This window comes from Methylomonas sp. 2BW1-5-20 (genome assembly GCF_052474515.1).
This window is the reverse complement of record NZ_CP184127.1, coordinates 739,458-752,089: the sequence shown is the minus strand read 5'-3', so window position 1 is coordinate 752,089 and position 12,632 is coordinate 739,458. Positions and strand designations below refer to the sequence as shown.

General features: G+C 53.8%; 10 protein-coding genes. 7 read left to right on the top strand and 3 right to left on the bottom strand.

All coding sequences use genetic code 11. The features are described from left to right. Positions 1–332: 332 nt before the first annotated feature. The 4 genes from ACH50O_RS03415 (at position 333) to ACH50O_RS03400 (ending at position 6,299) form a co-directional block, all read left to right on the top strand. On the top strand, positions 333–2,525 hold the full coding sequence (locus tag ACH50O_RS03415) for a TonB-dependent receptor (RefSeq protein WP_446810640.1): 2,193 nt from the start codon (positions 333–335) through the stop codon (positions 2,523–2,525). Between the two features lie 12 nt (positions 2,526–2,537). Then, on the top strand, positions 2,538–3,248 hold the full coding sequence (locus ACH50O_RS03410; RefSeq protein ID WP_446810639.1) for a PepSY-associated TM helix domain-containing protein: 711 nt from the start codon (positions 2,538–2,540) through the stop codon (positions 3,246–3,248). Between the two features lie 3 nt (positions 3,249–3,251). Next, positions 3,252–3,935, top strand: a complete 684-nt coding sequence (locus ACH50O_RS03405; protein WP_446810638.1) for a Fe2+-dependent dioxygenase — start codon at positions 3,252–3,254, stop codon at positions 3,933–3,935. 381 nt (positions 3,936–4,316) lie between these two features. Continuing rightward, positions 4,317–6,299, top strand: a complete 1,983-nt coding sequence (locus ACH50O_RS03400; protein WP_446810637.1) for a TonB-dependent receptor plug domain-containing protein — start codon at positions 4,317–4,319, stop codon at positions 6,297–6,299. An 85-nt stretch (positions 6,300–6,384) separates the two neighbouring features. Here the strand turns inward: ACH50O_RS03400 and ACH50O_RS03395 are convergent, their stop codons facing one another. Next, positions 6,385–6,768, bottom strand: coding sequence for a NifB/NifX family molybdenum-iron cluster-binding protein (locus tag ACH50O_RS03395; RefSeq protein WP_446810636.1), 384 nt, complete (start codon positions 6,766–6,768; stop codon positions 6,385–6,387). Positions 6,769–6,890: 122 nt separating this feature from the next. Next, positions 6,891–7,763, bottom strand: coding sequence for a class I SAM-dependent methyltransferase (locus tag ACH50O_RS03390; RefSeq protein WP_446810635.1), 873 nt, complete (start codon positions 7,761–7,763; stop codon positions 6,891–6,893). 584 nt (positions 7,764–8,347) lie between these two features. Here ACH50O_RS03390 and ACH50O_RS03385 point away from each other — a divergent pair. From ACH50O_RS03385 to ACH50O_RS03375, 3 genes are all read left to right on the top strand, one after another. Beyond that, complete coding sequence (locus tag ACH50O_RS03385; RefSeq protein ID WP_446810634.1) at positions 8,348–8,851, top strand: RNA polymerase sigma factor; 504 nt, start codon at positions 8,348–8,350, stop codon at positions 8,849–8,851. A 57-nt stretch (positions 8,852–8,908) separates the two neighbouring features. Beyond that, on the top strand, positions 8,909–9,877 hold the full coding sequence (locus ACH50O_RS03380) for a FecR family protein (RefSeq protein WP_446810633.1): 969 nt from the start codon (positions 8,909–8,911) through the stop codon (positions 9,875–9,877). Positions 9,878–10,059: 182 nt separating this feature from the next. Then, positions 10,060–11,397: a TonB-dependent siderophore receptor gene (locus ACH50O_RS03375; RefSeq protein WP_446810632.1), complete on the top strand. Its 1,338-nt coding sequence runs from the start codon at positions 10,060–10,062 to the stop codon at positions 11,395–11,397. A gap of 10 nt (positions 11,398–11,407) precedes the next feature. Here ACH50O_RS03375 and ACH50O_RS03370 read toward each other — a convergent pair whose 3' ends face one another. Beyond that, positions 11,408–12,490: a phosphotransferase gene (locus ACH50O_RS03370; protein WP_446810631.1), complete on the bottom strand. Its 1,083-nt coding sequence runs from the start codon at positions 12,488–12,490 to the stop codon at positions 11,408–11,410. Positions 12,491–12,632 lie beyond the last annotated feature (142 nt).

The window sequence follows — 12,632 nt, the reverse complement described above, 5'->3', positions numbered from 1 at the left end:
CGTCCGAAAAGCTTGATTTGCGCAAGCCCTGAGGTTGCTAAACGCCTGTGCCAATCGAAAGCATCAAATGTATGGCGTGCTTCCAACGTTCGATTTCCATATGGGAAACAAACTGACAACCATTTCCGAAGTTGACATTACCGTCAAAAAAATTAAAATGAGAATCGTTATTATTTGAGAGTCAACTCATTTCCAACACTTTGGAATCGGTGAATCTCGAATACGGATCGATCGCCGGCCCACAATACCGGCACGTACACCGAAAATCTTAGCCACCCAGCATTCCCTGCCAGGCAGCCAGCAATATCACTAATGCTTATCAAGGGAATACTATGTCCGCAAACCGTTCGACCACCAAAAAAAACGCCGCCGCCAAATGGCGTCTGGGAGCGCTATTACCGCTGGGCGCGGCATTGAGCGGAGTGGCATTTGCCGCCGAGCCGACCGCCGACGTAACAGCCAACGACGACCAGGAAGTCGTGTTGAAAGACGTCAAGGTTAAAGCCAATCGCGATAAAAACACCCGCTTCAAGGCTGATTCCGCCACTACCGGCAGTAAAACCGAAATGGAATTGCGCGATATTCCACAATCGGTCAGTGTGGTGAAAAAGGAATTGATCGAATCGCAAAATGCCTTCAACTTGCGCGACGCCTTGAAAAACGTCAGCGGCCTGACCATCGCTGCCGGCGAAGGCGGCCGCACCGGCGACTCAATTACCCTGCGCGGTTTCGCCGCCAGTTCGGACCAATATCTGGACGGCGTTAAGGACAACGGCCAATACAATCGCGATACCTTTTTCATCGAAAGAGCGGAAGTCTTGAAAGGCGCCTCCTCGGTATTATTCGGCCGCGGCGCCACCGGCGGCGTGATCAATCAGGTTGCGAAGAAACCGACCGGCAAAACCGGCGTCAACGGCAATTTCACGTACGGCTTATACGACTTCAAACGCACCGCAATCGATGCGGAAACCGCCTATCAGGACCTGTCGGCCCGTCTGAACGTGATGTATCAGGATGCCGGCTCGTTCCGCGATTACAATCAGACCAGCCGCTGGGGCATCGCGCCGTCGTTTGCGCTCAAGATTACGCCGGATACCGACTTGTCGTTAAATCTGCTGCATCAACAAGAGGAAGGCGTATTCGACTATGGCGTACCTATGTATCGAGGCCGGCCAGCCGGTGTACCTATCAACACTTTTTACGGCTTTACCGACAACCGGATGATGGATACCGACGTCAACGTCGCCACCGTGGCGCTGACGCACCGGTTCAATGCCGATTTCTCGGTTAAAAATACGGTGCGTTACGGCGATTATGATCGCAAATATCTGACCCATTTATTTTCCGGTGCGGCGGCTCTGACCGGCGCCAATGTGGGAACGATAGCCCGCACCCAAGCCCTGCGGCAAAACATCCAGGAAAACGTCTACAACCAGACCGACTTCGTTTATAAAAAACCCTTGTTCGGCTTTAACAATACTTTGATGTTCGGTAGCGAATTCGGCTGGGAAGATTACGACTTCAAGTCCAAAGATTCGACGGGGGTAGATCGAATCTCGGTATTTAATCCATTCGTCACAGCCAGCGTTAGAGGCCTGGCCAACGATTTCAGCGGCACGCTGACCACCAATCGATTGACGCAAGCTCAATACTACGCCGGTTACATCATGGATCAAATCGAACTGACGCCGGAATGGAAGCTGCTCGGCGGTACGCGCTACAACGTCTTCGACGCGCAGCAGTTCGACCGCCTCAGCGCCGCCGGCAGTTTCAGCCGTAGCGATGCGCAATGGAGCCCGCGCGGTGGCTTGGTTTATCAACCCACCAAATCGCAATCCTACTACTTCAGTTACGGCAATTCGTTCAATCCATCGGCGGAAAGTCTAAGTATCGCGGCAAGCAATGCCAATCTGCCGCCGGAAACCAATAACAACTACGAGATTGGCGCCAAACTGGACTTCCTGAACGGCCGATTATCCGCCACCGGCGCATTGTTCAGGCTGGAAAAAACCAACGCACGGGTCACCGACCCCAACAACACCGCGTTACAAGTGTTGGGCGGCGAACAGCGCACGGACGGTTTTGAACTGGGTTTGGCCGGCGAAGTGTTGCCAGCCTGGGATGTTTCGCTAACTTATGCTTACCTGGATGGCAAAATTCTTAAATCCACCACCACCGCCACCGGTCAGGTCAGCGGCTTGCTGAAATCCATGCAAGGTATGACTTCGGTCAACGTGCCAAAACATAGCGGCGTGGCCTGGACCAGCTATCACTTGACCGAAAACTGGGAACTGGGCGGCGGCGTGTTTTACGCTACCGACCGCTATGCCGACAGCGTCAACGAAGCGGTTCTGCCGGGTTACGCGCGAGTGGACGCAGTATTGGCTTATCATCAAAAACATTACGACGTGCAGCTCAATGTGTTCAATCTGGGCAATACCGTTTACTACGAATCCGGCCAGCAAAACTCGGCCCTGCCCGGTGTACCGGTATCCGGCCAAGTCACGGTAAACTTTAAATATTAAGCAGAAAATATAATGAATACAGCTACCGACCCATTATTTCCGCCAGCCAGCCGCCCGCCCAAGAAAACCAACGGTGGCTATCTGTTTTTACCGAAAAACCTGTCACGCGGCGCGTTCCTGAAGTGGCTGCGCCGCACCCATGCCTGGTTCGGGCTTTGGGGCGCAGCCCTAGGTTTGCTCTTCGGTTTTACCGGGATTTTGCTCAATCACCGCGATGTGCTGAAAATCCCCATCGGCCGTATGGAACAAAAAGAAATCCAGTTGGCGCTGCCGGAACCCCGCCCCGCCGATCCCAAGGCAATGGCCGCCTGGCTGAGCCAAACCTTGGGCGTCGATACGTCCAACGCCAAAATTCGCAAGGAACCCGGCAAGACCGTGACCTGGAACAATCAAGCCGTGCAGCAACCGGCGTCCTGGCAAATCAACGTTCGTAACCCGCAAAAGATGCTGTCCGCGGACTATTGGGAAGGCAATGCTTTTGTCACGGTCAAGCAAGGCGAGGCAAACTTGTTGAACACACTGAACAATCTGCATAAAGGCACTGGCATGAGCGTGGGCTGGGTACTGCTGGTCGATACCTTGGCCGGCGGTTTGCTGCTGCTGAGCTTGACCGGGACTTTGCTATGGACCCGTCTGCACGGCAATCGCATTGCGGCAGCGGGTTTAGGATTTGGGTCAATGGGTTTGGCGGTGTTTTTTGCGCTGCAAGCCATATCGGGTTAAACCATGCTGATTGAAATTCCGGAAGTCCTCTCTCAAACCGAGCTGCAAACAGTCCGCGAGCTATTGGCCGATGCCCCATGGGCGGACGGCCGCATCACCGCCGGCAGTCAGTCGGCGCAAGTGAAAAACAACTGGCAATTACCGGAGCAAACCGAGCAAAGCCAGGCCGCCCGCGCCACCGTGCTGGAGGCGTTGAACCGCAACCCGCTGTTTTTATCCGCAGCACTGCCGAAAAAGATTTTCCCGCCGCTGTTCAATCGTTATTCAGGCGAACACAATACTTTTGGCAATCACATCGATAACGCCATCCGCCATTGCCAAATCAGCGGCGAACGGGTGCGCACCGATTTGTCGGCGACCCTCTTTCTGGCCGACCCGGACAGTTACGAAGGCGGCGAACTGATCATCGAAGATACCTACGGCGAACACGCGGTGAAACTGGCGGCCGGTGATATGGTGCTGTATCCGGGTTCCAGTCTGCATCGGGTGGAACCTGTCACGCACGGCGCGCGCTTGGCCTCGTTTTTTTGGCTGGAGAGCATGGTGCGGGAAACCGAACGCCGCCGCCTGCTGTTCGAAATGGATATGGCTATCCTGGAATTGCGCAACACATCGGGCGACAGCGCGCCGACTGTCAATCTGACCGGCTGTTACCACAACCTGCTGCGGATGTGGGCTGAGGTTTAGCGCCCCGCGCCGACGTCGTTGGCGCTATTTCCCTAACAGCCGGTTACGCCGCTAAACCACGACAGGCTCAATCAACATTCTGCCGCAAACTGCCGGCCGGCTGAAGCCGTATCACCGGGCCCAGGCGCCTCGCGTGCTTTATCCGGCACTCTCCCCGCCGTAAGACAACGCAAATCATCCGCCGATTTGACCGCACCGCAACCGCTGCCACAACACCAAACTTGGTCATCGGCATACCGTTAGCGCGAAAATCCGGCGCAAAACTTTGTGATAAATCCAAGCTACGCTACATTAACCACATACAAATCAATCAGCGAAGCGACATTGCCTCTCGATCCGCCTTTTGCATCATCAATGAAAAAACACCTTTGCGCCGTTTGGATGGCTGCACTCTACTTTGCTAAGTACGCGGCATCTGTCTCGGCCGACACCGACTTAACCGATTTGAATATAGAAGAACTGATGAAGGTCTCCATCACATCGGTTTCTAAAAAATCCCAAGCGCGCGGCGATGCGGCGGCAGCGGTATTCGTGATCAGTAACGACGATATCAAACGCGCCGGTGCCACTAATATTCCCGACGCGCTACGCCTGGCTCCCGGCATCGATGTCGGCCGTATCGACTCTAATAAATGGGCGGTCAGCTCGCGCGGTTTTAACGGCCGGTTTTCCAATAAGTTGCTGGTACTGATCGACGGCAGAAACGTCTACACCCCCGCCTTCTCCGGCGTGTATTGGGAATTGCAGGACGTGATGCTGGAAGACGTAGAGCGCATCGAAGTAATTCGCGGCTCCGGCGCGGCGCTGTGGGGGGCCAACGCCGTCAACGGCGTGATTAACATCATCACCAAACACTCCGCGGACACGCAGGGCGGCTTGTTCAGCGCCGGCGGCGGCAACGAGGAGCGCGGCTTCGGCGCATTCCGCTACGGCGGCAAACTGAACGAATACACCAGCGGCCGGGCGTATATCAAGGGTTTTGACCGCGACAGTATGAGCAGACCTGCCGGCCAGCCCGCCGGCGACGCCTGGAGTAAAATGCAAGGCGGCTTTCGGCTGGATTCAAACTGGTCCGCCGCCGACAACGCGACGCTGCAAGGCGACATCTATCATGCCGACTTAAACCAGCAGATAGGTTTGGCGTCGCTAAGCGCACCTTACCGCGAGACCATCGCCGACCAGGCGCAAGCCACCGGCGGTAATTTGATCAGCCGTCTGCAACACCGCATCTCCGACACCTCCAACTACGCGCTGCAATTATATTTGGACACCTACGACCGCAAGGAAAGCTATATAGAAGAACAACGCTATACCGGAGACGCCGATTTTCAACACCGCTTTGCGTTAACCCACTGGAACGAAATAATTTGGGGGGCCGGCTATCGCTACACTTATAGTGCGGTGACGCAGATTAAGGCTAACGTGTTTAATTTCAATCCCGTCAGTCGTGGCGAGAGTTATTTCAGTACTTTTCTACAAGACCAAATGGCCTTGGTCGACGAGAAGTTATGGCTAACCCTGGGTTCCAAACTGGAGCATAACGACTATACCGGCATCGAGGTGCAACCCACCGCACGGCTGCTCTGGGGACCGGACCCCAACCACCGGCTATGGGCGGCGGTCTCGCGCGGCGTACGTATCCCCTCGCGGGTGGACGCACATATGGAATTGATAGGCCAAGTCGTACCGCCATTTACCGCCCAAAATAACAGCTCATTGCCGCTGGCGCTGGCGGTAACCGGCTCCAACGCGTATCAGGCCGAACACGTGCTGGCGTATGAAACGGGCTACCGCTATACACCCGGCAACAATATTTCCTTGGACGTATCCCTGTTTTATAACGATTACAAAAATCTTCGCTCTTATCATCCGGGGGCGACGGACCTGTCAAATGCGCCGTTTTATATAAAACAGCCTTTCATCATCGACAATGCCGGCGACGGCAAAACGTATGGCGTGGAAACGGCAGCGGTTTGGAAGATGCTGGATTGGTGGCGCTGGGATCTGAGCTATAGCGTGCTGAAAACCGAACTCTCCAGCACCCCGTATTACCAGGAAGCTGTGTCGCCGCAGCATAAAACCTCTTTACGGGCACTGGTAAATCCCACGCCGGATATTACCCTGGACGCCTGGCTGCGTTATGTGGATAACGCCAGCGCCTTCACCCTGATCGGACCCGCGTACATTAAAGCCTACACCACGCTGGATCTGCGTCTGGGCTGGAAACTGAATCGCGCTGTGGAGTTATCCCTGGTCGGACAAAATCTATTGGACAACCAGCACCTGGAATACATCCAGGAAACCTTCACCCAAGCCGCCGAAGTGCAGCGCGGCTTCTACGGCAAAGTCGTTTGGGAGTTTTAACTCGGCAAGCCGGGCAGTGTATCGCTCGGTCCGGGCAAAAAATCTAAACAGACAACACGCTTATCAAGCCGCTAATACGGCCTTCCTACTCGCCGGACTTTAAGCAATGTTGTTCTTCATGTGGCAGACCGTCAACCAGCTCTCCGGCCAGATAGGCCGCAACGGCTTTTAACGGCGCAGTCTCGATGGTCGTATGCAATTTGGTGTTTCTCTCCAGCAGGTTACGCTTAACCCCTTCGCCGGCCGACCCGGCAATCGCCACATCGACATAATGCAGCGGATGGCGGTTGCCGTCGCCGCGCACATGCCATTCGTGCAGGCTGCCGATATCGGTTAAATCCAGCGTCCAAGCCAGACTCGCCTCCGCTTCGTTTCCCGCGACATAAACCAGCCAACGGGACGCCCTGCCGGCATGCGGCGCAATGCTCCCATCCTTTTCAACAGCCACGGCAATCAGTATTTCGTTCATCGATTCGGCACCTTTAACAAAGAAAACTCCTGACGGAGTAAACCCCCAACGCCGCAATTAGTCAACGTTATATACTTCCGCTAACCGAGCGGTTCCAGTAGTCTATGGATGACTATCTAAATCTATTGAACCGCACTACCCGCCGTTTCAGGTTTTAAAAATCGCAAGGTCATGCGATCGCTTTCGCCAATCGCCGCGTATTTATCCCTGTCCTTGCTGCCAAGACTATACGACGGCGGCAAAGACCACACGCCACCCTCGTGGTCTTTACTGTCGGCCGGGTTGGCATTGATTTCGCTGGCGGCCTGCAACACAAAGCCGGCCGCGCCGGCCCAGGCAATTAGCTGGTTTTGACCGATATAGCCTGAGAAATCGTCGTCCGTCACATCGCCGTTTGCCCGGTGTTCGACCAAACCCAGCGTGCCGCCGGGTTTAAGTACGTCGAAAAAGCCTTTAAACATCAATACGACGCTACCCGCTTCCCGCCAGTTATGGACATTGCGGAACGTCAGCACCGCATCCGCTGAACCGGGTTCACCGAACGCCGGCTTAGCCTCATCGAATAACCGAATCTCAGGACTGCCGTATATCCCTGGCGAAGCATGCAATTTGCGTTCAAGCGCGTTGATTTGCTTCGCATAATAGTTCTTGGTGTTGTCTTTGACGGCACTCTCAGGGTTTATCACGGCAGCGATGTAATGGCCGTTTTCTCGAAGTAAAGGCGCCAGAATTTCGGCATACCAACCGTAACCCGGCGTAATTTCGATCACGGTCTGTCGAGGGTTGACGCCGAAGAACTCCAGCGTTTGCAACGGATGCCGCCATTTGTCGCGAGCGGCATTGGCCGGGTCTCGCCATTTGCCGGCAACGGCCGTTTCGAGTACTAATGCTGGTTCTGCTTGGGTTGAGCCGGCGTTCTTGCCGGGACTACCTTCGTCCGATGACGTGCAACCGGCAAGTACTGCGATAACAGCTATAAAAATTGGTATGCGCATTGTGGCCGACTCATTATTCTCAGCGATTAGTTTCCACCCAAAGTTACCTTCCCGCCTTCCGTCACTTTGAATTGTCGGCGGAAATATCAACTACCTGCCTATCTAGCCACCTTTAACCGGACTCTGAATACGGCGGTATTTTGCCAGCTTACTTGGGTCCATCCGAAATTGAAAAATACACCGTAATTAGGCATTGAACACGCTTGCCTAGCTTCCAACGCAACCTCCGCCATGCCGTCCCGCGAAACCGTGATCCAAACGTAAACTGGCTCTTTTCCGATTAAGCTGAAAAATAAGTGATTTACCCTATTTTTATAATCCGTTCGTCACACTGGCGGGATCTTTATTGTCTGCCAGCGCGAAACTCCGCTCTGAACAGTGCCAATAATCATTTATAAAACAAAATCTTATCAATAAAAAGCGTATTCAGGAATTTCCAAATCAATTATGGTTTAAATTTTGCTGATTATTTTTACCGTATATAAGGAAACATAAAACCAGCTCGTTCGTTGAGATTTCCAGATAGGCGCAAACGACGTTTACTGTCCTAAAAGCATCAAAACGAATCAGGCACCCCCTTCAGCATGACTATCAATAAACTATTGGATAAATTATTTCGCCGACACCGTGAAGAATTGCTGGCCTTCGCGGAACGAAAAGGCAATTACGAATCCGCGGAAGATCTGGTGCAGGATGCATTTCTTCGCCTGCTGCAACATTCGGATCTGCCGGCAGTCAACAATCATCGCGCCTACCTGTTCAAGATCACCTCCAACTTGAGTGCCGACCAGTTCCGCCGGCCGTCGCTGGACCTGATCGAAGACGAGCGTTCAGATTGCGAAAACTATATTTGCCCGCATCCGCAACCCGACAGTATCGCCGAAAGCCAGGAAAAATACCGGTTAAGCATGCGGGCGTTACACGACTTGCCGGAGATAGTAAGAACCTGTTTTCTGCTCCATCGAATCGACGGCATTCCGCAAGCGGAGATTGCCAACGCCTTCAAGCTGCCTAGCCGCACGGTAGAACGCTATTGCGCCAAAGCTCTGGCGCATTGCTGCGCTACCCTGAAAGACCACCTCGATTGACTGCGGCCTTACCTCGCGATTTGCCGATTTAGCCGATAGATGCGATACACTCCAACCATGACGAACTCGACCGATCCCCAACTATTTGAGCAAGCCGGCCGCTGGGTATTGAAATTGCACAACACCGCAAGCTCCGATACCGAGCGGCGCGCATTTAAAGCTTGGCTGGCATCGGACCCGCGCCATTTACCTGCCTATCGGCATGCCGAAAGCCTTTGGCGGAGTTTCGATGCATCCTCGCAACAACCAGCCGACCCGCAATTGGTAAACGCCCGCGCCCGGTTCCGGGAAGCGCAAAAGCAGACTCAAAAACCTCGGCGCGCGCATTTACGCGGTATTGCCCTGGTAACGCTGTTAATCGCGGCAACGCCGCTAAGCTGGCAATGGTTAAACACCACGACCTATACCACCGCCAAAGGCCAGCGCCTTCGGATAATCTTAAGCGACGGCTCGAAGATCGAGCTGAATACCGATTCCCAATTGCGCGTCAAAGACACATGGCATTCGCGGCAAGCGACGCTGGAACAAGGTGAAGCGATGTTCGACGTCGTACACGATCCGATGAAGCCCTTCGAGGTTGCCGCTGCGGCCGGACGGATTCGCGACGTCGGCACCCGTTTCAACGTCAGCCGTTGGCACGACACCACCACCGTGAGTGTGCTGGAGGGCGAAGTGGAGGTATCCACCGCCAGTAGCACACTCCGAGAATTACTCCTGCCCGGCCGCCAAATCAGCTACGACCAGCGCGGCAGTTTGAGCGCTCAGGCCAAGTTCGATGCCGGCGAGGTTACCGCTTGGCAGCGGGATTTACTGGTGTTCAATAATACGCCGTTGGCTGACGCATTAAATCAACTCAGCCGTTACCACAATGTTGAACTCCGCTTGGCCGACCCATCGCTCGGATCCTTAAAAGTCAGCGGCGATTTTCCCAGCAAAAATCTGGACGCTGCTTTGCAAGTCATAAGCGCGGCATTGCCGGTCAAAGCGGCACAAAAATCGCCCGGCCTCATCGTCCTGGAACGTTAGCCTTTCCCATCGCTGCCACGCGGCAAAGCATGGCGGTTAGGTCGGACGGCACCTGCCGATAACACACTGTTACGATTCAAGGCGAACCGATTGTCGTAATATTTTTCGTCAAAAGTGGCGGTTGCGGCCGCCAAATCCCCTCTTACCGGATAGTGAAGCAAAAAATCACCACAGGAGGGAGTATGTATTCACTATCCAAAACCTTGTTGGGCGGCGTAATGGCAGGCGTCGCATTGAACGTAGCGGCGCAGGAAATTACCTTCGCACTCAGCATTCCCGCACAACCGCTGGCTTCCGCTTTGGGAATGCTACGCCAACAAACCGGTCTGCACGTGTTTTACGCCGAAGACATTATCAAAGGTAAGACCGGTACCGCCGTGGAAGGCCGTTTCAGCGCCGCCCAGGCCGTTGCCCGTTTATTGGCCGGCAGCGGTCTGGCACATACTTTCACCGCCTCCGACACCGTAGCGATCAAGCAAGCCGAAACCGGCGGCGATGCGACGCTACCGGCTGTGACTGTTCTCGGGAAAACGGTTTACGACTCGACCGACCCGTACAACGCCGATTACACGCGCGTCAGTACGTCCACCGCGACGAAGACCGATACGCCGATTATGCAAACCCCCGCCAATATCCAGGTAGTAACGCGAAAGGTGATGGACGACCAACAGGCAATTACCCTGCAAGACGCGGTCAAAAATGTCGCGGGCGTTCAACCGGGCTTCGGCGGCGGCCACTTGAACGACATTTTTACGATCCGCGGTTTCGGCACTGCCCCCTTCGACGTGTATTCCAGCACCAGCGTGTTTCGCGAGGGCATGTGGCTGTCTTTTGTGCCGCTTTCGACCGCCAGTCTGGACAGAATCGAAGTGCTAAAAGGCCCGGCAGCTGTGCTGTACGGCCGCATGGAACCCGGTGGATTGATCAATGCCGTGCCCAAGGACGCCTTGAAAACGCCTTATTATTCGCTGCAACAGCAATTCGGCTCCTACAATCTGTTCCGGACCAGCCTGGATGCAACCGGCCCGCTCTCTGCCGGCGGTGACGTACGTTACCGGACCAACGTAGATTACCTGGATAACGGCTCCTTTGTGGCCTGCGGCTTCAACCAACAATTGAATGTCGCACCCAATCTGACCTGGGACATTAGCGCCAACACTACACTCGAGTTGGAATTGAATTACCAGCATCAAAACCTTATCAGCAATCCGGCCCTTCCGGCGTTGGGACGCAGACCGGCTGACATTTCGATCAGTCGAAATCTGGGAGACGGTAAACTAGGCACCCATTTAGACCGCGACGACTACGTAGTTGATTTGGATCTGGAACACCGTTTTAACGACGACTGGAAAATTAACTGGAAGGGCGGATACGTTCACACCGAGTATAAAGAACAACAAACGGCGGGTTACTCCCTTGACGAAAACAGCGGCGACTTCAATCGATACTATTACACCGCCGACAGCGACCGAAACCAGTTTTTTACCTCATTGAATCTCACATCGTCTCGCAACGATTAAATACTCGAATCTATATCGCTAATGCCGCATAGCTGTCGTGATCGTCTATCGCAGCCGCAACTCTGGCGATCAATTCCAAATTACTGTGCTCATCCATCATGCCACCTATCGCCAACGTAACAATCATCGCTTCGAATGGGTACACCAGATGAGCGCGGTAACGCTGATAATACCTAACATCATCCAATCCCCCAATCCCGTGCTTGGCTAGCGAGATCAGATACAGTTCCAGTAATTGTTTTTCATGACGACGACGGCATTCCGGCTTGAGGGATGTCGCCATGAAGTAAGCAAGATCGCTAATGCCTTCACCCATGCGCACCAATTGCCAATCCAAAAACCCCGGTTCGCCTTGGTTCCAGAATAAATTACCGGGATGACAGTCGTGATGCACCAAAGTCTGTACGCCAGAAGCCAAGATTTTCGTAATTCGACGACGATCCGCAGCATAACGCAATGCGGAATGATGTAATTTGATGGGAACCAAGTTGCCGGCAAGAGTCAATCCACGCTTCATCAACGGTACGGCCAACAAAGTACCCATGTGATTTTCGATGTTATGACTAAATCCATTTAGCCAGCGGTGGGTTTTCAGTAATTCTGCTTTATTCCAATAATGAGCGTGAAAACCGGCCAGTTTCTCTACGACCCTGCGAGCCTGCTCCACAGTCAACGCATCGGCGGTATAACCGGGCTTACAGCCGAGTTCGTCCAGATCGGCCATCACTAACGTGGTACCACGGCCGAAACGGCTCTGCGCAGCGAGAATTTGCGGTAGATTAACCGGGGTCGAGCGCGATAGCGAGTTGTAAAAATGTACTTCTTTATGCAATAAGCGCGGCAATGCGGTAATCGCCCTGGACTTTATTGCCAGCGACGGTGTTTTTACAAACCAGCGGCTAGGGACTATTCCCGTCGCTTCATGATTGACGCTAAGCCGCAAGCGCGTCGACGTACCGATATTGATCGAATGAATATCGACGGACCTGACTTTGGCATTTGCCGCGTAGCGATTGACTATACGCTGCGCCCATTGTTTGGATAGCTCATCGGGGCGATGCACAACGATATTATTTTTTAGACTGTTCAGCATCGGATTAACACCGCCCCTGAATATTGATGAGACAAGCTGCCGTAGTTGCCGTATGCATTAAATATAAAACTCATTCGTCTGCCCTGTTTTTCGCTCAGGCTCCAACGCCAAGATTATTCCGATAGTAATTTATAATTTTCAG